The 22,226-nt window shown below is 67.5% G+C and carries 11 protein-coding genes; 3 read left to right on the forward strand and 8 right to left on the reverse strand.

Features of this window, described 5'->3' with window-relative positions; genetic code table 11:
• Window positions 1-254: 254 nt before the first annotated feature.
• Entirely contained in the window at window positions 255-12,908 is a 12,654-nt protein-coding gene (locus ACRXBZ_RS09495) for a protein-glutamine glutaminase family protein (protein WP_433878779.1), read from the reverse strand.
• 1,097 nt (window positions 12,909-14,005) lie between these two features.
• Between ACRXBZ_RS09495 and ACRXBZ_RS09500 the strand changes: the two genes are divergently transcribed.
• The gene (locus tag ACRXBZ_RS09500; protein WP_433878780.1) at window positions 14,006-14,731 is read left to right on the forward strand and encodes a LacI family DNA-binding transcriptional regulator; all 726 of its coding nucleotides are present in this window, start codon (window positions 14,006-14,008) and stop codon (window positions 14,729-14,731) included.
• A 539-nt stretch (window positions 14,732-15,270) separates the two neighbouring features.
• Window positions 15,271-15,729 (forward strand): tRNA (cytidine(34)-2'-O)-methyltransferase, encoded by a 459-nt coding sequence (locus ACRXBZ_RS09505; protein ID WP_433878781.1) that lies wholly within the window; start codon window positions 15,271-15,273, stop codon window positions 15,727-15,729.
• Between the two features lie 24 nt (window positions 15,730-15,753).
• On the opposite strand, the gene ACRXBZ_RS09510 is transcribed toward ACRXBZ_RS09505, so the two are convergent.
• The 6 genes from ACRXBZ_RS09510 to mihF all read right to left on the reverse strand — a co-directional run bounded on the left by ACRXBZ_RS09510 (window position 15,754) and on the right by mihF (window position 20,510).
• Window positions 15,754-16,452 (reverse strand): YwaF family protein, encoded by a 699-nt coding sequence (locus tag ACRXBZ_RS09510; RefSeq protein WP_433878782.1) that lies wholly within the window; start codon window positions 16,450-16,452, stop codon window positions 15,754-15,756.
• 224 nt (window positions 16,453-16,676) lie between these two features.
• The gene (metK, locus tag ACRXBZ_RS09515; RefSeq protein ID WP_433883836.1) at window positions 16,677-17,858 is read right to left on the reverse strand and encodes a methionine adenosyltransferase; all 1,182 of its coding nucleotides are present in this window, start codon (window positions 17,856-17,858) and stop codon (window positions 16,677-16,679) included.
• A gap of 99 nt (window positions 17,859-17,957) precedes the next feature.
• Window positions 17,958-19,223, reverse strand: a complete 1,266-nt coding sequence (gene coaBC, locus ACRXBZ_RS09520; RefSeq protein ID WP_433878783.1) for a bifunctional phosphopantothenoylcysteine decarboxylase/phosphopantothenate--cysteine ligase CoaBC — start codon at window positions 19,221-19,223, stop codon at window positions 17,958-17,960.
• Window positions 19,220-19,513, reverse strand: coding sequence for a DNA-directed RNA polymerase subunit omega (gene rpoZ / locus ACRXBZ_RS09525; protein ID WP_168584545.1), 294 nt, complete (start codon window positions 19,511-19,513; stop codon window positions 19,220-19,222). Before rpoZ ends, coaBC begins: the two co-directional genes overlap by 4 nt.
• 80 nt (window positions 19,514-19,593) lie before the next feature.
• Entirely contained in the window at window positions 19,594-20,196 is a 603-nt protein-coding gene (gene gmk, locus ACRXBZ_RS09530; protein ID WP_168584546.1) for a guanylate kinase, read from the reverse strand.
• Window positions 20,193-20,510 (reverse strand): integration host factor, actinobacterial type, encoded by a 318-nt coding sequence (mihF, locus tag ACRXBZ_RS09535; RefSeq protein ID WP_168589747.1) that lies wholly within the window; start codon window positions 20,508-20,510, stop codon window positions 20,193-20,195. Before mihF ends, gmk begins: the two co-directional genes overlap by 4 nt.
• A 482-nt stretch (window positions 20,511-20,992) precedes the next feature.
• Here mihF and ACRXBZ_RS09540 point away from each other — a divergent pair, with 482 nt between their 5' ends.
• The gene (locus tag ACRXBZ_RS09540) at window positions 20,993-21,232 is read left to right on the forward strand and encodes a hypothetical protein (protein ID WP_433878784.1); all 240 of its coding nucleotides are present in this window, start codon (window positions 20,993-20,995) and stop codon (window positions 21,230-21,232) included.
• 206 nt (window positions 21,233-21,438) lie between these two features.
• Here the strand turns inward: ACRXBZ_RS09540 and ACRXBZ_RS09545 are convergent, their stop codons facing one another.
• A complete protein-coding gene (locus tag ACRXBZ_RS09545) occupies window positions 21,439-22,215 on the reverse strand; it encodes an ESX secretion-associated protein EspG (protein WP_433878785.1) in 777 nt (258 codons plus the stop codon).
• Between the last annotated feature and the right edge of the window lie 11 nt (window positions 22,216-22,226).

Consider the following 22,226-nt stretch of genomic DNA (forward strand, 5'->3'; position numbering starts at 1 on the left):
TTCAGGGCCCGTGAGTGTTTTTGGGTGCTATGGCACCCAAAAACACTCACGGGCCGTCAGCCCTGCACCGCAAGGGCCCAGGTGGTTCCCGACGCCGCGCGCCGACCGGCTCAGCCGATCCCGATCGTCCGATCCGAGCGTGAAGTAGCGGATCAGCTCTCCTCACCGGAGGCGATCACGGCCGGTCATCTGGTCCACACCGACGACAGCGGAATCAACATCAAGACCCGAGCACGTGACCAGGGCGTACAGAGCTAAGCGTTGTTTGTTCGGGCAGTCCGGGACGCCAAGTCGCGCCATTTCTTCTCGACCTCCCGCATCGCGGGCAACCTCTTTTTGACTCTCTGCAAATCCTCTGAGGTCCAGGCTCCCTGCCGTACCATGCGTTTCGCAATTTCGACGGTTCGTGCATACTTACGGTCCGGATCGAATCCCCGCGGCATCGCTTTCAAATGCTGTTCCATTCGGCCCGCCAACTCGGCGGCCTCCGCAATCCCCGCCAGGTTACGATCCAGCCACACGGACTCCGGCAAATCAAGCAACCCCACCTCTCGCGGCAACTGGCCATCCAGCCACGCCACCTGCGGCCCCCCCAGAATGATGTCCGCGGCCGTCGGCTGCGAACCCTCCCCCAGCGACGCGGGCGCTGCGAAACCGTCGCCGTCGCTGGGGGCCGCGGAGGCGCGGCCAGGCTGAGCCCACCAAGCCAAGGCATCGCCCGCGGCCGCCATCACGCCCAACGACAACGTCGACGCGGGATGGATCCTTCTGCCATCACCCTGGACCGCGTCCACGAAATAGTTCGCCGGCCCACCTTCAAAGAAGGCGCCAGAGGTCAGGAAACTATTCGCGCCGTTGCCCGTCACATACGCTGCCCGCGGGACATCCTGCGAGGTCGCCGGCGGCACCCTCAGCACAAGGAAATGAACGTCGTCCCCCGCCCGCGGCCCCATGAACTTCCGCACGGCATTAGGGCCATCGGTCAGCCGAAGCTGCGGGACAACACCCCCGGTCTCGTCCTGGAACAGCTCACTCGCCGCACCTCCCACAACCCGCCGCAACACACCAGAGTGCAGCATGCCTTCCGCGGCGCGGAGGCTGTCGGCGACCTGCTCCAGCAATCGCGTGGCCGCCTCAGGACCCGGGGCAGGAATCTCGATGCCCGAGCCCCGCACCATGGCCTTCGCAACCTCATTGCCGAGCAGTACCTGAACAACGATGTAGTTGACCGAAGCCTTCAGCGATTTCCCCAGCCCATCGATGACCTCTCGTGATTCGGGCCGCAGAGGCGGAACTGGGCCAGCCCGACGAGCGCGAACGCTCCGGAAGACGTCGTTCACCGCAGTCCACTGTGACCGTGCGTCGGACGGGAACTCGCCTCCCTTCGTGGCATCGGCCCACGCGAGACGGCGCTCAACCTCCCGTATCCAGTTCTCGCTCCACACCAACTGCCTGAACGGCGCCGGCGGGACGACCCCATCCGCGATAGCCCGCAGAACATCCAGGCGCAGCTTCCCGGCTCGCTCCGCGTGGGGCTCGCGGACGCCCGCCAGCCACTCCCATACATATTGCTCTTCTACAGGCACCTCGACGGCGTCGGTCACCTCGATTGCTCGGCCCGGACCGAGGTAACGCACCAGCTCCGAGCTCGGGAGCCGGGCAGCCTCGCGCATCCGCTGCAGAGCGAGTTCGTTGGGCTGGCTACTGCCGTCCAGCCACTCCTGAACCGTGGGTTCGGTATTTGTGGTCGCCAGGGCCGCCCGGGCCGGACCGAGGTGGCGCACCAATTCCTGATCCGAGGCTCCGGCGGGAACAGCACCCCCGGCGACGTACTCCACCACATGGCGAAGATGAGCCAGCTCCCCCTGCGAGGCCGTCCGCAGGCCCGTCAGGGGGCCCAGGCCCAGCTTCCGCAATCGGTTATCCAGCGCGACCGTCCTCTCCGGCCCGCCGAACGCCGCGACAAACGCGTCCAGCAAGATTCCACGCACCACCGCACGATCACCGCCACGGCCAAGCCGCAACGCGCGCACGTCTTCCGGAAGAACGCCGATCGCCGCGGCGACGTCCCAGTCCTCACCGAAGAAGCGCTTGAGGTAGTCAAACTCACGACCGTCCAGGGCGTGCACCAACTCACGCAGCACGTTCAGCTCCCGCCGGCTGGGCTGCCGGCCTGACACACCGGCACGCTGAGGTGGCGGACCGCCGAGCTCGCGCACCTCCACCCGGATGTCGGGCCTGCTCCCGGCACGCACCACCTGGTCCAGGTCACCGAAGTAGGCCACCGCTTGCCGCAGTTCCTTGCGGTAATCAGCCGCGCTGCGGGTGTCACGCCCTTCCTCGCCCCACCCCCCCAACCGACGGCGGCGATCCGCCAGGCGCACCATGAACTGCCCCAGAGCACCCAACCGCTCCTCGTACCGCTCACCGGGCGGCACCAGGTCTTTGACCAGACGCTTGACCTCCTCCCGCCCGCCGTAGGTGCTAACCACCGACCCGATGATCACCCGGCGCAACGCCTCGGCATGCCCTTCGGGCAGGTACGACCACATCCGCCACACCCGCGCCGTGGCCTCATCCACCCCCAACACCTGAGCCAGATACCGGCTCTCACGCACCGACGGGTTGACCAAATCCATCAACACCGCAGGCCGCCCCTCATCCTCCAAAGCCGCGAACAACCCACCCCACTCGACCTCACGGCCACGACGCCACAGCCCCGGACCCGCCAGCCCGTACTCCACCCTGACACCAGCCGGATCCACCACATGCACGAAGAACTCCACCGACTCCCCGATCTTCTCCAACCAGGTACCCCACGGCAAAACCCGGTCCGGATCCAGATGCTCCGGCACCTCCCCCAAATGACCCGGCGACCCCTGGGTCAGGAGATCCCACAAATCCTCCGGCCGCTTGGCACTATCCGGCCTCGCCCCTGGCGTGTACTCGCCCTTCACGTACCAGGCATCGATGCCCTTCTCGACCAACACCGGTGCTTCCGGATCCGACGATCGCCCCCTGCGCGCTCTCCACGTCGTCTTCCGCTCCATCACCACCAGCACATGGCCCGCAACGCCCAACCAGTCCTCCATCCGCGCGAACGCCAAGACATTGTGACGATCAACGTCGGCTAACCTTGGCTCCGCAGGCATTCTTGTCGCCGCCCTGAAAGCCTCCAGCGCCGCGCGCCCCTCCTCAGAAACCCCCGCCAAATCCTCCGCGTACAACACCACACGCCGACCATCCACCACATCCGGCAGCGACCCCCGTGACCCGCCCCGCGCGTACTCCGCGTCGCCGCCACCCAGCTCAGACCGCCCATCCACCGGAGGCCTCAACGGCTTCAGCTCACCGAACGGCACCGGGGCGGAATCCACATCGGACAGCCGTGCTGATTCGCCATCGCGTGTGGTGGCCGCAGACTGCGGGCCCCCGGCCGCCGAGGCCGCCCGAGGCCATGTCGCCTTCGGGGCCACCGCCTGCGGACCGGAGGCCGGAACAGCAGCCGAGGAGTCCGCCACACCGGCCGGCACCGGAGCACCGGGCCCGCCCACCGGCCTGGGACGAGAACCATCCGCTGCGGACACACCCGGCGTCTCCTCCAGGCGCCGCCTGGCACGCCGCTCGGCCGTGCGGTTCATCTCGACGAGGCGGCTTTCGTCATCCCGAAACCGGAGATCGGCCTCAAAAAGATCCCCCGGGAATGCCGGCGATCTCTCTGGATGCGGAAACCAAACGTGCGCGGGCGCGAGCAAGACGATAGCCCGCCCTTGGGGAAACATCCCCCCGTCGTCATATGTGCGCGACGGCCCGGTTCTGCAGTCGTCGATGTACTGCTGCTTTATCTCTTCCGCCGTACCGTGATAGCGTGTAACGGTCTCGCCATGGGCGTAAACACCCATCTGACGGAGCCACTCGTCAATCGTCAGCGGACGCGCATCGTGATCGCCGCTGTTGGCACTGATGGCCCAGTCCAGCACCCACCACCTCGGCCCGGAATCGGTATGCTCCGCGACCATCGGAGCGACGTGATAGCGATGTTCCACTTTCGCGGGCTTGCCCGGCAACGCCTTTTCTGCATATGGGGAATAAAAGCCCAGTTTGGGGTCGGTGCGGGCAACGAAGATCTTCATCGGAGAGGCGCCCATTCGCACCAGGTCCATCACCCAGGCGTGCACCCGGAGGTAGCAGCCGTCTTCGGGGTGATCATAACGAACTGGCGTCCTGCCAAGGGAATAGTTTTCGAATGTGGTGTCCTTCAGCTTCCGGTGCCACCCGATTATCTGCTCCATCGAAGCGGGCCGCGAAATGACGTCACCCATAACGTTCCCGATCGCTTCGTGATCATCACTCCGCAGCTGGATCAAGTCCGTTCGCAAGTCCGAGCCGAACTGGGTCTTGTAAGCCGATTGCACCGCCCAAATCTTGCGTAGGTCACGGTCCAGCGCACCCATCAGGCGCATCGCGGCTTCGAAAGACTGCTCCCGCACCACAGGATCGGACGCCCCCAAACCTGTGGACACGTACCCACGAACCGCAGCCGCGTACTCGAACACATCCCGACGGTGGTGCGGCTTGTAACCGAGTCCCGGCGGCACCGAGGTAAACGGCGGCTCGGGGTCACCGGTGTCAGAGGAATCAGCCTGCATTCCCAACAACTGTGCCGCATACGCGGCATCATCCCCGCCGAGGACATCGGCCAACACCAAATCCAGCTCCCGACCGGTATGCGCCTGGAACGCCCGGTACAGTCCCTCGACTGCGACCCGCTTTCCCCGCACCGAGCGCAACGCATCCATTACCGAGTCGACATCAATGTCGTTCTGCGACAACAGCGTGTCCAACGTTCGAGCCCGCCACTGCGCCACCGACCCGAAATCCTCCGGCCGGATGGCGGCAAGCGTCGGCGAACCCGCATCCGCCGACCCCGGGCGGAACCCGTACGCCCGCGTGCTCTCTTCCAGCTGCGCCAGATGCCGCGGTAACAGCCGACCACCACTACTACCCCACCACATCACGCTTTCGTCGCCATACACCCGGTTCCGGCGCGGTATCGCGATCCGCTGGTTCTTGGACACCGGCATGTCGTCCCGATGGAACACACCCCGAACATCCTGCCCAGGCCAACGCTGTTGCGGGGTTTCATCCAGAATTCCCAGATAGAGCCCCAAGATCCGGGCGAGCTGCGCATCGGCACCCACGAGATCCATGTTCAGGAGGCTTGCCTGCAAGCTGCTGTCCTGGGAGATCGCCTGGTGCGCATTTTCCGGATCGTCAGGGAACTCGACCCGCACTTGGAACTGCTCGCCCGACGGAAACCGGTAACCCTGGTTGAAATACCGATCAGCCACGGCGCGTACCTTCTCAACGAACGTCGCGCGATCGATGGACCCCATAAGCGAGTCGGTTTCCAGGAAAAATTTGAGGGTGTACTCCTGAACCCAACGACCCTCCACCTTGATCCGCCGCACATCGTATCGCACCAACTGCTCGATGCCCACGATAGCCCTTGGGGTGCTGTGACCCATCACTTCCACTAATTCGGACCGAACCGAGAAGTCCGGCTCAGCCTGCCGCAGATTCTCCCACTGGTCACGTCGCAAGGGAACCGGCTCGGGATCGAACCACGAAGCGGTCTTCGCCCGACTACGCCGCCACGAAGGATCTGTTGATGGAATATCAAGCAGTGCCGCAAAGTCGTCATAAAGCGCTTTCATCAACTCCGCGATGTCGCGTCCATCCGCTATCTCCCGTGTCTCCCCCACACCCGTCAGCAGTTCGGTCAGCACTAGGCGTATTGCGTTGTGCACTAAGAAAATTGCTTCGTACACGTCGTTATCCACCGTGCCCGGCTCCGCCTCTGGCATCGGCCCCAGCATCACCGCCGCCACTCCGTGGACGGTACTTACCGACGCCGGGTCAGCGGACGCCTCCCACTGCTCCACCCGATCCGCAGCCTTTCCGATCCGCTCCGCCCACCGCTCCACCGCGGTATCCGTCGGCTGAACAAAGTCACTACGAAGTGCATTGATCAAGCCGTTGAATTCGACACGGCGCACGATCTCCAGTCCCACCGCACGGGTGATCGAATCCCACAGACGCTCTTGCTCGTCGACCGACGGCCCCCGACCGGCAACCCCCTCCGGACGCTCACCCATCCACAGCTGCACGGCCACCGCCGCCCACAATCCAACTTGATCACCGAACTCCCCATTGGCAGCCAAATAGCCTGCCCACCGAGCCTTAAACTCATCCACCGTGCGAGATGGCACGGTCCGCTCGACGGCTGCACCTTCGTCCTGCGGTCTGTCCGGCACGGAGGCAGCGACACCATCCTGCGAAACAGCGCCGCCCTCCGCCGAGACAACACCACCGTCGGACCTTGGGCTCGCAGACGGCACCCCGTCGTCGCCCCTCAACCTGGAAAGCCGATCCCGCAGCTGCTGCAGTTCCGCCGCATCGGGTTCGCTCTCGGTGTCACCGGTCGCCGCATCAGCCGACGCACCCTCAGTGGACTCCGGCCGCACATCCCCACGCCGCGCGGGCACCACGCCCGCATCACCGACCGATTCGGGCCCCCCACCCCGGTCACTCGCCGGCTCTGGCCCCGCGCCCGCACTCACAGCTATCAAGTCCACCCAAATACGGCCCAGCGTCGCCTGTACCTGCGCGATCTCACCGTCCCCGACGCCACGCATCATGTTATAGGCCATCACGCTTACAGCCCGCGACGAGCCGTTAAGTGGCGCCCCCAATTTTTCGTATGCGTCGTCCCGCAATTTGTCCCTTGCCTCGTCGGACAATTCCTCCAACCCCGCATCGGCCTCATCGCTCAACCCTCGCAGCTCCCGATCCGCAGCAGTACGACGCAACGAGCGCGCCAGCTCGCGCTCGGCCTTCCGCATCCCAGGCAACCTCTTTTTGACCCACCGCAAATCCGTTGAGGTCCAGGCTCCCTGTCGTACGATGCGTTTCGCACTTTCGACCAGTGCACGCGTACCGTCCTGACCGGATCCCGGCGGCATCGTCTCCAGATGCTGTTCCATGCGGCCCGCCAGCTCGGCCAGCTCCACAACCCCGGTCAGGTTACGGTCCAGCCGCTCGGACTTCGGCAAATCAAGCAACTCCGCCGCTGGCGGCAACCGGCCATCCAGCCACGCCGTCTGAGCCGACCCACCCAGAATCTTCACGGTGTCGGCGGCCCCCGCGGGGCCCAGTCGGTCAGGCTGAGCCCACCAAGCCAAAGCATCGCCCGCGGCCGCCATCACGTCCCACTCCAACGTCGACGCGGGATCGATCCTTCTACCATCACCCCGGACCGCGTCCACGAAATAATGCGCTGGCCCGCCTTCAAAGAAGGCACCAGAGGCCAGGAACCTATCCGCATCCTCGCCCGTCACATACTCTGCCCGCGGGACACCCTGCGGGGTCGCCGACGGGGCATCCTGCGAGGTCGCCTGCGGCACCCTCAGCACAAGGAAATGAACGTCGTCCCCCGCCCTCTGCTCCATGAACTCCTGCACCGCAGCGGGGCCATCGGTCAGCCGGGGCTGCGGGACAACACGCCCGGTCGCGTCCTGGAACCGCTCACTCGCCGCACCTCCCACCACCCGCCGCAACACACCAGAATGCAGCAAGCCCTTCGCCGCGCGGACATTGTCGGCGATCTGCTCCAGCAACTCCGTGGCCGCCTCAGAACCCGGGTCGGGAATCACGATGCCCGAGCCCTCCACCATGGCCCTCGCGTACGCATTGCCCAGCAGGACCTGAACAACGATGTAATTGACCGAAGCCCTCAGCGACTTCCCCAGCCCATCGATGACCTCTCGCGATTCGGGCCGCAAAGGCGGAACTGGGGCATTCACCTTCTTCCACTGTTCCCATGCGTCGGACGGGAACTTTTCTCCCTGCGTGGCATCGGCCCACGCGAGACGGCGCTCAGCCTCCCGTATCCAGTTCTCGCTCCAACCCAACCGCCTGAACCACGCTGGCGGGACGAGCCCATCCCGGATAGCCCGCAGAACATCCCGGCGCAGCTTCCCGGCTTGCTCCGCGGGGGGCTTCGAGACGCCCGCCAGCCACTCCCATACATATTGCTCTTCTACAGACCACCCGTCGTCGGTCACCTCGAGAGCCCGGCCCGGGCCGAGGTAGCGCACCAGCTCCGAGTTCCAGGGCCGGGCAGCCTCGCGCATCCGCCGCAGATGCTCCGGGGAGGGCTGGCGGCTGCCGTCCAGCCAGGCCTGAGCCATGGACTGGGAAACTGCGGTCACCGCAGCCGCTCGCCGCCAACCGAGGTGGCGCACCAATTCCTTATCCGGGACTTCGGGATCTCCGGCGACGTAGTCCACCGCGTCGCCCGGAGTCCAATCCCACCGATCCTCCGTGGTCGGCAAACCGAAAAACCTGTCCGCGGCGGTAGCTGCCTCCTTCGGCTGCCTGTGCGCGAACATCCGCACGCGCCTCAGGCGGGTCAGCTCCCGCAATCGGTCCTCCACCGCGACCGCCCCTTCCGGGCCGCCGAACGCCGCGACAATCGTGTCCAGCAAGATCCCACGCGCCACCGCACGATCGCCGGGACGGCCATGTTCCCACGCGTTCACGTCTTCCTCCTCGACGCCGATCGTCTGGGCGATCGTCCAGTCGTCACCGAAGAAGCGCCTGAGGTAGTCAAACTCACGACCGTCCAGGGCATGCACCAACTCACGCAGCACGTTCAGCTCCCGCGGACTGGGCTGCCTGCCCAGCTCACCGGCACGCTGCGGTGGCGGACCGCCGAGCTCGCGCACCTCCACCCGGATGTCGGGCCTGCTCCCGGCACGCACCACCTCGTCCAGGCCACCGAGCCTGTCCACCTCTTTCAGGAGCTCGGCGCGGTACTCAGCCGCGCTGCGGGGGGCACCCGGTTGGGCACGCCCTTCCTCGCCCGACCTCTCCAGCCGACGGCGGCGATCGGCCAGGCGCACCATGAACTGCCCCAGGACCTGCAACCGCTCGTCGTACGGTGGACCGTCCGGCAGCAGGTCTTTGACCAGTGTCTTGACCGCTTCTCGCCCGCCGTAGGTGCTGACCACCGACCCGATGATCGCCCGGCGCAACGCCTCGGCATGCCACTCTTCGGGCAGGTGCGACCACATCCGCCACACCCGCGCCGTGGCCTCATCCACCCCCAACGCCTGAGCCAGATACTGGTCCCGGCGCACCCCCGGGTTGACCATACTCATCAACTCCGCCGGACCCTCATCGTTCAGGGCCGCGAACAACCCCTCCCATTCGACCTCGCGGCCACGAAGCGACAACCCCTGATCCGCCAGCCCGTACTCCACCCTGACACCAGCCGGATCCACCACATGCACGAAGAACTCCACCGACTCCCCGATGTTCTCCAACGCGGTACCCGGCGGCAAAACCCGGTCCGGATTCAGATGCTCCGGCACCACCGGCAACACCTCCGGCGACACCTGGGTCAGCGGGTCCCACAAGTCCTCCGGCCGCGTGGCGGCCTCCGACCTTTCCCCTTCCGCGTTCTCACCCATCAGATACCAGGCGTCGATGCGCTTCTCGACCAACTCCCGACCGTCCAGATCCGACGGCAACAGCCTGGGGGTTCTCCACGTCGTCTTCCGCTCCATCACCACGAGCACATGGCCCGCAACGCCCCACCAGTCCAGCATCCGCAGGAACGCCATGACATTGTGACCATCAACGTCGGCCAGCCTCGGCTCCGCTGCCACTTCCGTCGCCGCCTGGAAAGCCTCCAGCGCCGCCCGCCCCTCCTCAGAAACCCCCGCCAAATCCCCCGCGCCCAGCACCACACGCCGGCCATCCACCACATCCGGCAACGACCCCTCCCCGCCACGCAGCTCAGACCCCCACGCATCCACCGCCCCCCTCAACGGCTTCAGCTCACCGAAGGGCACCGGGGCGGAATCCACATCGGACAGCCGTGCCGGCCCGGCTCCGGCGTGGATGATCGGCCTGCTGCGCCGAGTACCCAGCCTGTCCGCCAGTGCCCGGGAAAACTCCACCACCTCGGCCCAGTGCTCCCGGCCAAGCTCGTGGTACTTGGCCGCGACCAGCGCCACCACATTCTCCAACGGCACCGCGGCATCCCGGCGAGCCAACTCCGCGACGTCATGCCTGTCCTGCACGATCTGCCCGGCCGTCTCCTTTTCGTCTCTGGACGGGTCCAGCTTCTTCGCCTCGCCGATCGCGCTGGCGAGTTCCTCCTGCGTCCACTGCCCCACCGGTATCCGACTGGTATCCCGTACCGTGCCCGCCCCGGCATCGGGCGTGGTCGACGCGGGCTGTACCTCCCCAGCCACCGACCTCGCCTGGGCGGACCCCGTCCCGGTAGCCGGTGCCTTACCCCGGGCCACCGTCTTGTCACCGGAGGCGGCCGGGACCGTTGCCGAGGCCTCTGCCAGGCCGGCCACGCCCCTACCCCCGCCGGTCAGGACCGCAGCACCGGGCCCGGCCAGCGGCTTGGGACGAGAACCATCCGCGGGGAACACCATGAACCGCGGCTCGCGCCCGCCTTGTCCCGGCATCATCGCGACAACGTTGCGGCCCATCTCCTTCGCCAGTGCCAACCCCTCACCCCGCGTCACCACCACACCCGCGTTCGGATCGCTGGGGGACACCAGCAGCACAGCCCCACCCGTGGAATCCGCGCCCCGCACGAACTCCGCCAACCCGCCACCAGCAACCACCTCTGCGGACACCGGCACCCGCACCACGTTCGCCGGCAAGCCCGCCGGCAACACCGCCACCGGATCCCGATCCAGAGACGGCGCCGCCGGCGACCCCTCCCCGGACAGTGTCACCGAATCCGCCGACACCACCACCCCATCCTGGCGATGCGCACCCCCACGCCTCGCAACCGAGTCCACACCGGGATCCCCATCACGGCCGGTCACCCCACCCGGCGACCCCGGATACGCCCCAGGCACACGACCATCGGAGTCCACAACAGACTCGGAGCCGACAGTCTCCGGGCGTGCGGCATCCGCGGGCACACCACTGCCGGAGTCCACAACAGACCCGGACCCGACAGTCCCCGGGCGCGCGGCATCCGCAGGCACCCGATCGTCAGATTCGTCGACAGACCCGGGCCTGACTGTCTCCGGGCGCGGGGGATCCGCGGGTACATCAGAAGCATGCGGGGTCACTGTCGGGGAGTCCGGTGTCCTCGAGGCAGGCACCTCCAGCGGCCGCTTCCCGGGCACGGCCTGATCGTCACCGGGATCCGGACTGTACGGCGGTGGTGGTGTGCCCGGCCGGTCCGGATCAACACCCGGTACCCCACTGGAATATGCGGGTGGTGGTGTGCCCGGCCGGTGCTGCCCGGAACCGGGCACCACCGGAACACCACCGGTCGCGTCCCTGCCCGGCACACTGCCATCGGCGCCCCGCTTACCGTCCGTGCCGTCCTTACCGTCCTTACCGTCCGTGCCGCCCACAACAACGGCAGACACCACAGCGGAACCGGGCACCACCAGGCCGTCACCAGAAGACACCGACACCGCAGCCGAATCCACCGACCCGGTATCCGAGAAAACAGAGTCCACATCAGACACACTCGAGGAATCCGAGCCGGCCCCGGAATCCGAGCCAGTCCAGCCATCCGATCGCGAGGCATCCGAGGCATCCGATCGCGAGGCATCGGAGGAAGCCGATTGTGAGGTATCGGATGGGATGAACGTGCTGTCTTTGTCTGGGGAGCCAGGGATGTTCCCTGTCTGCGACCCGGACCCTGCCCCCAGCAGCGGGGCCTTTTCCCCACCGGACCCGCCACCATCGTCGCTGCCGTCCCCGCCCCCGCCGGTGCTCTCGAGGTACGGGCTCGGGCCTTCCGGGTGCAGCTTGCCCCGCAACGCCAAACCCGCCAGGTTGCCCACACCGCTGAACACCGTCTCGAACAAACCCGCCGTCAAACTAAACGGGTTCCAGGTCACCTTCTGGCCCGTGGCCGCCGCATACAACGCTTCCCCGAACAACTCCGACAACGAGCCCGCCAACGCCTCCCCCACGCTATGCCCGAACCGCGCCAGCCACATCGCCCCCACCGACATCCCCGCATAGTCATCCAGGCTCTTGCCCACCGCGTCCGCGAACTTCGCCATCGCCGACACCGGATACAACTCCGCGTGCTCGGCCACCGCTTTCTTCGCCGCCGCCTCCAGGATCGCCGCGTCCACGTCATCGCCCAGGCCCTTCACCAGGACCTTCGTCAACGTGTTGCTGACCAGACCGCCCACCGCCGACATCGGCAGCGCCACCAACGCTGAGAACGCCCCCATCCCCGCCGCCTGCTCGGTCAGCGTCCTATCCCACTTCTCAGCCGATTCCTCACCCCGCATCGTTAGCTGGGCCTGCACGTCCGGCAGCACGTTGAACACCACACCACCAGCCGCCATCATCGCCAACCGCATGAACAACTGCCTCCACCAGCTCGTCAACAAAAACCGCATCACCGCCATCCGCGCCGCCAGCCACGCCAGCGACGCGCCAGCGGTCGCCCCCGCAAACTGCATCGCCCACGACATCTCCACCGCCAGCAATTCCAGGCTATAAATCGTCACCAGCTTCAGATACCGCACCTGCTGCGACGTCTTCCGCACGAACACCGCTAAATCCAGTAACCCCGCCTGGCCCGAGGACAACAACCCATCAAAAATCCCCAACCCGTCCGCGAACCGGTCCGCCGCTTTCCCCGAAAACTCCGTCCGCACCTTCCCCACCAACTCCGCCACCAACGCCCGCACCTCGCCCAGCTCCGCCGCACCCGACTCCAACATCTCCGCCACCGCGAACAACGCACCCTCATCCGCATCCGTCATATCCTCACCGGTCAACACCTGAAAAAGCCGCCGCACCCCCTCCGGCACCATGATCGACGAAAACATCACACCCACCCCACCCTCAAACCAGAGACTAGGAAACGGCTACGCCGGGGGAATACGGAACTCAAGCGTGACAACGCGATTCTCAAGGCGGCGTCGGCTTTCTTCGCGGCCGAGATCGCTGACCGCGGAGTTCATTGCAGAGCACCAGGACCTCCGCAAGGCGGGCCTGCGGTGGGGTGTCGAGGGGATCCGCCCCGCACAGCTGTCACACGAGTAGAGGTCTCCGGCCCCACCTGGGCGATTCGTCTTGAGCACGCTTGGCAACTCCAGCCGAGACACCTCGTCCGGGGCCTCCGGAACTGTGGGGCGGCCAGCAGAAACCAACGTTCCTGACCAAGCATCGCCCCCCACTTCTCGTCATGCGTGCATTCGGCGTAGCGCACGCGAAATCGGAACGACACTGCCAGACAACACGACATTCCGCCACGGAAGCCCGAAAGTGTGTCCCTTTAGCCCGGACAATAGAAGAAAATGGGCATCGGTCTCGCTCCGGCTCCGAGGCTCGGAGCCGACCACTGGGCCTGCGAGTCGTTTCTCGTAAGCCGTGATCACGCCAGGGGCACCGCAGTGGCCGCCGTTGGCCATCACCCTACGACGGGCTAGTTTCCCGGTGATGCCGGAGACCGGTAAAGCCGCCGCAGGATCGTCTCGGTGGAGGCGGTGCCCACACGGATCGCGATAGCGTATTTGATCATCTGGTCGTACTACCCGGCGACGCGGTCCCATCGGATCGGGCGGGTCATCGGCGGCGGCACCGTGCCCCACCGTGCGGTCACGGTGTTCTTCAGCTTCCGCAGGCTCCGCGGCTTCCACAGGTTCCGCAGCTTCCGCGGCTCCGGAGGCGGTGCGGCGGCCAGTGACCTTCCTGGCCGAGATCGCCACCGCCTCGGGTTCTCAGGCTGTGCCCACCCCGTCCGGGCTCTTGGCGAGGCAAGTCCCCGGCGTGGCGAATTTGCATTCATGAGTCGGGGATCCCGCAGTCCAGGCGGCGACCGTAATTCCCGCAGGGGGGCGGCCACCCGCACCGCCCACGCAGGACGAGCATGGAAACAGCCTGGTCTGGCCAAACATCGGCCCGGTCGGGCAAGATCCGCCGGGTGTCCGAGCTTGAGGAGATGGTGATGCCGGGAGCGGTGCGACCGACGATCGCCGACGTGGCACGGGCGGCCGGGGTGTCCCGGACGACGGAATCCCACGCACTCAACGGGATCGGCAAGGTCGATCCGCGGACGCGGGAGCGGGTGGCGAAGGTCGCCGCCGAGCTCGGCTACCACCCGAGCCTCCGCGCGCAACGGTTGCGCCACGGCCAGTCCCGGACCATCGGCCTGGTGTCGTCGATGCCGGTCGCGGTGGCTGGCGGCCCGTCCCGGCTGGGTTTCTTCATGGAGGTCGCCGCGGCCGCCGCCGAGACCTCGCTGCTGCACGGGTTCGCGCTGGTCCTGGTCCCGCCGGTGGAGTCCGACCCGCCGCTGGACTCCCTGGACATCGACGGCACGATCGTCGTCGAACCCGACGAGAACGACCCGACGACCGAGCGCCTGCAGGCCCGCGGCGTACCGATTGGCGTCGTGCTGCTGTTTCCGGAGGCGATCGCGAACAGCCGCACCAGTAGCCGCATCAGCGGGCCGTCGAGGCGGTGGTGCACGAACCGGCTCAGCACCGCGCCGAGCGCCAGCGCAGGCAGCGAGAGCACCGCAGGCCACAGCTGGTCCAGCCCGACCAACGCGACACCTTCGGGCACTGTCAAGACCACCCGGCGCGACTCACCACGGCGAGACGGATTCGGGCTGCTCAGGACCCGTGAGCACTTTTCGGCGCTATAGAACCCAATTTGGGGTTCGTTCTACCTGAAGGTTCCACAGACAGCCCCAACGGGAGCGACCTCTGGTTCCGCCTCGCCAATCTGGTTGAAGCGAACGGACTGTTCACCTCGATAGACGAGGCAAACGGTCCGTTCGCCTCAACCAGAACCCGCCAAATCAGCCTCTATTGAGGCTATTTGATGGGAGTTGCGCTAGCGATCGGATCGGTCGCGACCGGCGAGGGCGAAGCGGTCGGCGCGGCGGCGGGCCGCGGCGGCGGCACCGCTGAACGACGACCTCCGCGGGCGGCATGCACCCGCACCCGCGCGCGATATGCCCACAACACCGCCGTGACGACCCGCGCAAAGTTACGCGGCGAAGCCGCCTTCCGGAGGCTCGCGGGGCGCGAAGCGCGGCCCCCGTCGGAATGCACGGCGACAGGCGATCGACGCGGAAGCTGAACGTCCGCGCCGGCGGGCTGGTGTGACCGACCGTCCCCCGCCACGGGCGGGGAGCCTCCCCGGGCTGTCATTGCCGGACGCGGTGTGAAACGATTTCGGGTGTTTCACGTGGTCTTCTACCATCCCGAGATCCCGGGCAACGTCGGCAACGCGATCCGGATGGCGGCCGGTTCCGGCTGTGCGCTGCACCTGATCGAACCCCTCGGCTTCTCCGTCGAGGACTCGAAGCTGCGCCGGGCCGGTCTCGACTACCACGACCGTGCGGCCTTGCACGTGCACGCCGACCTCGAATCGGCTTGGCGAGCGCTGAACCCGCAGCGGGTCATCGCGTTCACCTCGAAGACCGAGCGCTCCTACGAGACGGTGTCCTACCGGCCAGGCGACGTGCTGCTGTTCGGGCCCGAATCCACCGGGCTGCCCGAGGACGTGCTCGAAGAGGCGACGTTGCAGGTGCGGATCCCGATGCTCCCCGGCATCCGCTCGATGAACCTCGCCAACTCGACGGCCGTCGCGGTCTACGAGGCGTGGCGCCAGCAGGGCTTCGCGATGCCCTCGTGAGTGCGTGAACGGGCTAGAACCGGTTCACGCACTCACGACCTTGCGCGGGGTCCTGGTCCACGGCCAGGTCAGCAGGGCCCACGCGACCAGCGCGATGACCACCTCGACCGCCAGGTACCAGGGCCAGCCGCCCATCACGTCCAGCAGGGACGGGTTGTCCGGCTTCCGGCTTACGAAGCCGTAGTTGGTGCCCGCCCAGGAGTTGAAGACCAGCATCGCCGCGCCCCAGCCGAGGGTCACCGCGGCGGCGAACCAGTAGCCGCGCCAGTTCGGCCGCAACCCGACGCCCCAGGTCAGGTAGGCCGCAGCCCAGATGACCAGCAGGTGCTGGCCCCAGAACTCGATGAAGTCGGGCGACGGGAAGTCCGGGGCGTCCAGCGCGGGCGTGATCATCGCCTGCGGAGTCAGCGTCAGCCCCCAGTAGTAGAGGAGCGCGTGGGCCAGCGGCCGACGGGTCCACAACGCGACTGCACCGACGATCCAGGCTAGGTCGCAGAGCTGCAGCGGCAGCGATTCACCGATGTTCCAATTCGACGGTAGCAACCGGTAGACCAGCATCGCCACATCGAACGCCACGACCACCACTGCGAAGGTGCGCGTGAACACCACCTCGGTCCGCGGATCGCGGTTCCGGCGCCCGAACACGACCAGCACGACGGCCCCGACGACGATCAGCGCCATGAGCACCCAGTGCGACGGGCCGTAGGGAACGAAGCGATCCACCGGAGGCGGCCCCACTCCCCAAGCGTAGGCACCGGGGACCCCGCAATTTCAATGGAAATCGAAGGTCCGATTTCCATTGAAATTGCGGTCCACAACCACCACCAGCGGATCTCCCACGGTTTCAATTGAAACGTTTCAATTGAAACCGCAGATACCCCTGGACGGCGAAGAGGCACCTCCGACGGGGTGTCGGGGGCGCCTCCTCCGGACGATGCGGCGCAGGATCAGACGTTCGCGGCGGCCTTGAGGGCCTCGGCGCGGTCCGTGCGCTCCCACGGCAGGTCAAGATCGTTGCGGCCGAAGTGGCCGTAAGCCGCGGTCTGGGCGTAGATCGGCCGCAGCAGGTCGAGGTCGCGGATGATCGCGGCCGGGCGCAGGTCGAAGACCTCGTTGATCGCCGCCTGGATGCGCGCCGGATCGACGTTCTCGGTGCCGAAGGTCTCCACGAACAGGCCCACCGGGGCGGCCTTGCCGATCGCGTAGGCGACCTGCACCTCGATGCGGCTCGCCAGGCCCGCCGCGACCGCGTTCTTGGCCACCCACCGCGTCGCGTATGCGGCGGAACGGTCGACCTTCGACGGGTCCTTGCCGGAGAACGCGCCACCGCCGTGGCGAGCCATGCCGCCGTAGGTATCGACGATGATCTTCCGGCCGGTCAGGCCCGCGTCGCCCATCGGGCCACCGACGACGAACCGGCCGGTCGGGTTCACCAGCAGGCGGGTCTCGGAGGTGTCGAGGTCGAGCTTCGCCACCTCGGGACCGACCACCTTCTCGCGGATGTCGACGGCCAGCATCGACTCCAGGTCGATGTCGGCGGCGTGCTGCGTCGACAGCACCACGGTGTCCAACCGCACCGGCTGGTCACCCGCGTACTCGATGGTCACCTGGGTCTTGCCATCCGGCCGCAGGTACGGCAGCACGCCGTCCTTGCGGACCTTGGTCAGCCGCCGCGACAGGCGGTGCGCGAGTGCGATCGGCAGCGGCATGAACTCCGGAGTGTCGTCGCAGGCGTAACCGAACATCAGGCCCTGGTCGCCGGCGCCCTGCTTGGCGATCTCGTCGATCACGCCCTCGACGCGGGACTCGTGCGCGACATCCACGCCCTGCGCGATGTCCGGCGACTGCGAGCCGATGGCGACGTTCACGCCGCAGGAGTTGCCGTCGAAGCCCTTCGCGGAGGAGTCGTAGCCGATCTCCAGGATCTTCTCCCGCACGATCGTCGGGATGTCCGCGTAGGCGTCGGTGGTGACTTCGCCCGCGACGTGCACCTGACCGGTGGTCACGAGCGTCTCGACCGCGACCCGCGAGCGCGGATCCTGAGCCAGCAACGCGTCCAGGATCGAGTCGCTGATCGCGTCGCAGATCTTGTCCGGGTGGCCTTCGGTCACGGACTCACTGGTGAACAATCTGCGACCGGTGCGCAGGTCCGACTGCTGACTCACAACTCTCCCTGGATTTCTTCGCGTAAAAAGACCCACAGCGGTGGCCCGGCGTGCAAGGTCAGCCTACTGCCGGGGCAGCTGCCGGTTCACGGCATCCCACAATGTGGCCGCCAACCGTGACTTCGCGCCGAACGGGATCGGCTCCTCGGTACCGTCGCCGCCCAGCAGCCAGCCCGCGTTGTCCTCAACCTCGAATGCCTGCCCGTCGCCGACGGTGTTGACCACCAGCAGGTCGCAGCCCTTGCGGGCGAGCTTGGCCCGGCCGTGCTCCAGGGCGCTGATGGCCGGATCCCCGGTCTCGGCGGCGAACCCGACGATCACCGACGCGGCCGGCTTGCCCGCGTTCCGCGCCTCGACGAGCTCGACGAGGATGTCCGGGTTCCTGGTCAACGCCAGCGGTTCCGGGTCCTGACCGGTCTTCTTGATCTTGTGCCCGACCTGCGACACCGGCCGGAAGTCGGCGACCGCCGCGGCCATCACGACGACGTCTGCGCCGTCGGACTCCGCCAGCATCACCGACCGCAGCTCCTCGGCGGTGCCCACCCGGATCACCCGGGTCCCGGCCGGATCGACCAGGTCGGCGGTGTGCGCGGCGACCAGCGTGACGTCCGCGCCGCGCTGCGCGGCGACCCGGGCGAGCGCGTAGCCCTGGCGGCCGGACGAGCGGTTGCCGAGGTAGCGCACCGGGTCCAGCGGCTCGCGCGTGCCACCGGCGGAGATCACCACGCGGCGGCCTTCGAGGTCGCGCGGCAGCGCGCGCGGTTCGGCCAGCAGCAGCCGGGCCAGGTCGACGATCTCGGCGGGGTCGGGCAACCGGCCCTTGCCGGTGTCCGCGCCGGTCAGCCGCCCGCTGTCGGGCTCGGCGACCACCACGCCGCGGCTGCGCAGCAGCGCCACGTTGTCCCGCGTCGCCGGGTGCTCCCACATCTCGGTGTGCATCGCCGGCACCATCAGCACCGGGCAGCGCGCGGTCAGCAGTGTCGAGGTGAGCAGGTCGTTCGCCTGCCCGTGCGCGGCACGGGCTAGCAGGTCAGCGGTGGCGGGCGCGACGACGACCAGGTCGGCCTGTTGCCCGAGCCGCACGTGCGGGACCTCTTCAACGTCGGCGAACACGCCGGTCTCCACCGGCTGCCCGGACAGCGCCTCGAACGTCGCCGCGCCGACGAACCGCAGCGCGGCCTCGGTCGGGATCACCCGGACGCTGTGCCCGGACTCGGTCAGCCGCCGCAGAACCTCGCACGCCTTGTAGGCGGCGATGCCACCGCTGACGCCGAGGACCACCCGCGGGCGGTCCTGCGGCGCGGCCGCACCGCTGTTAACCGTCGTCACTCGCCTTCGGTGTGCTCGAGCACGCCCGCGTGGATCTCGCGGAGCGCGATCGACAGCGGCTTCTCCCGCGGGCCCGGCTCCACCAGCGGCCCGACGTACTCCAGCAGGCCCTCGCCGAGCTGCGCGTAGTAGTCGTTGATCTGCCGCGCCCGCTTCGCGGCGTAGATCGCCAGGGCGTACTTGGAGCTGACCTGCTCCAGCAGGTCGTCGATCGGCGGGTAGGTGATGCCCTCGACGGTGTTGGTCGACGGGCTGCTGTTGAGCGCAGCCAGCGCGCTAGGGGTGCTCACGTGAGTGGCTCCTGCTCCTCGTGGATGTCTGCTGGGGCGGCAGTGGCGCGGTCGGCGCTAGCTCAGCGCGAAAGGCGCGGTCACTGCTCGCGGCCAAGAATCAATCGTAGCAATTCGCTGGTCGCTGCCTGCACATCGGCGTTGACGACCGTCGCGTCGAACTCCGATTCGGCCGCCAGCTCCTCGCGCGCGGTCACCAACCGCCGCTCGACCACCTCGGCGGGCTCGGTGCCGCGACCGGTGAGCCGGTCCACCAGCACCTCCCAGGACGGCGGCAGCAGCATCACCAGCTGCGCCTCCGGCATCGCCTGCCGCACCTGGCGGGCGCCCTGGAGCTCGATCTCCAGCACGGCCGGCCGGCCGGCCGCCAGGGCCTCCTCGACCGGTTTGCGCGGGGTGCCATAGAGGTTGCCCGCGTAGCGGGCGTGTTCGAGCATCTCGCCGGCGGCGATCATCCGCTCGAACTCCGCGGTGGAGACGAAGTGGTAGTGCTCGCCGTCGACCTCGCCGGCGCGGGGCACTCGGGTGGTCGCGGAAACGCTGAAGTAGATCTCCGGGGCCTGCCTGCGCACCTCGCTGAGCACGCTGGACTTGCCGACGCCGGAGGGCCCGGAAACGACGGTGAGCCGAGGCTCGCCCTGACGGACGGTCCTCGGCTCAGCGCCGGTTTGTGCGTCGATCACTCGCCACTGAACTCGGAGAGCAGCGCCTTGCGCTGCCGCTCGCCCAGCCCGCGCAGCCGACGGCTGTTGGCGATCTCCAGCCGCTCCATGATCTGCGCGGCGCGGACCTTGCCGACGCCGGGAAGGGCTTCGAGAAGGGCGGAGACCTTCATCTTGCCCAAGACCTCGTCGTTGTCGGCGGTCTCCAGGACCTCCGCCAGCGTGGTTCCGCCTCGCTTGAGGCGCTCCTTGAGCTCAGCTCGGGCGCGACGGGCGGCAGCCGCCTTTTCCAGAGCTGCTGCCCGCTGCTCCTCGGTCAGCTGGGGAAGGGCCACCATGTCCTCCGTGATGTGGGGTTTCTCTTGATCGGTGCGGGCGACGGTACCGAGTCCGCTCCGCCGGGTTCCACTTGGGTCCCCGTTTTCGTGAGCAGGATTCATCCGGCTCGCCGCCCAGGCCCGACTGGTACCGCTCGTACGAGGCGCGCACGAGCAAGGGGCCGCTGCAAGTACTACCAACAAAGCCGCTGAAGTGCACTAATCTCGGCCAAAACTCTTCGAATGTGTCCGATTTCCGCACAGTTGAGCCACGCCGGGGGCGTCCTCGCAGGTCAAACCGGGGTGAAATGCCCCTCATCCGGGAAGTGATCAAGAACTCGACAATTCCGCTACGCGGAAGTTCCGTAACGCTCAGGCCTCGTGCCGACCGCCCGGGTTGCGGTCGGCCCAGACCCAGAAGACGACGCAGGACGCCAGCGCCCACGCGCCCAGCACCAGGAACGCCGAAGACGTGCTGGTAGCCGCCGAAGTAGACGGCGGTGTGCATCGCGTTCACCGATGCCCCAGGCGGCAACCAGGCGCCGACCAGGCCCAGCGGGGACGGCAGCAGCGGCCAGGACACCGCGCCGCCGGACGAGGGGTTGCCGAGCAGCACCAGCAGGCCCCAGGTCGGCACCATCGCCCACCGGCCCAGCAGCGTGAACGCTGTGCGGCGTCGGATTGGCCATCGCGAAGGTGTAGGAGCCGGCGAACAGCGCGGCGGCTGCGGCGACGATTAGCACGAGCACGGTCGCCGGGAGGAACCGCGACTCCCGGGAGGCCCGCCACCCGCGTTGCACCTCAGCGGACGCCATACGATGACTGTAAGTCGCCAATCGCACACCGACCGGATTCCCGTGGTCGGCGGGATTCGTGCAAGCGACGGGCTTCCTGAGGCCGCCGGTGGGATCACAGTTTCAATTGAAACTGTGATCCCACCGGCGGGTCAGAGGGTCTTCATGAGGCCCTGGACCCGGGTGGCCATGCGCTGCTTGTCGACCGGGGCGACCGTGGTCCAGGCTTCCGCGCTGCGGCGGCTGTTCTCGATGAGGTACCAGCCCTTGGCGGTGGCGAAGAAGTTGGTGACCATCGGCGCCCGGTGCCGCTTGCCCTGGCCGTCCATGACGGACGCACCGAACTGGGCCCACGCGATGCGTTCGCCGCTGGCCATCTCCACCAGCGTCCGCGCGTCGTCGCGCCGAATCCCTTGCCGCGCAAGGCCTTCCGCCATCGCGCGGTCGGACTTCCCGGCAGCCTTGGCGGCTTGCTCCATCGCCTCGCTGCGCAGCGACACGGCCCGCCCGGGCCCGGCCTTGACGTCGTCGGGCAGCACGCTGAGCGCGGCCCGGACCATGGCGTCGGCCGGCAAGGCCTGCAGCCGGACGCCCTGCTCGGACTGCACCGCCAGTGTTGCGTTGTTCCGGACGTTGGCGACCAGCCCGGAAAGCTCCCGCTTCGAACCGTCGGGCTTGCGCTCGTTGAAGGTGACGTCGAAGGCCCGCTCGTAGCGCTGCAGCGGCAGGAACACGCCGTAGATGTCGTCTTCCCGCATCTCGTTGCCGAACCCGAGCGCGCGCAGTTCCTCCCGTGCCCGCCGTTGCGCCTCGCGGCGCTCGGACTGCAAGATGCCTTCCGGAAGCACGTTCAGCGCCAACGGCTTGGTCCCCAGTTTGAAGTGCTTCCAAGCCTCGTAGAACGCCTGCTTCGACAGCTCGAATTTCACCGGATTCTCCC

The organism is Saccharopolyspora hattusasensis, assembly GCF_050972075.1.
Taxonomy (GTDB): Bacteria; Actinomycetota; Actinomycetes; order Mycobacteriales; family Pseudonocardiaceae; genus Saccharopolyspora; species Saccharopolyspora hattusasensis.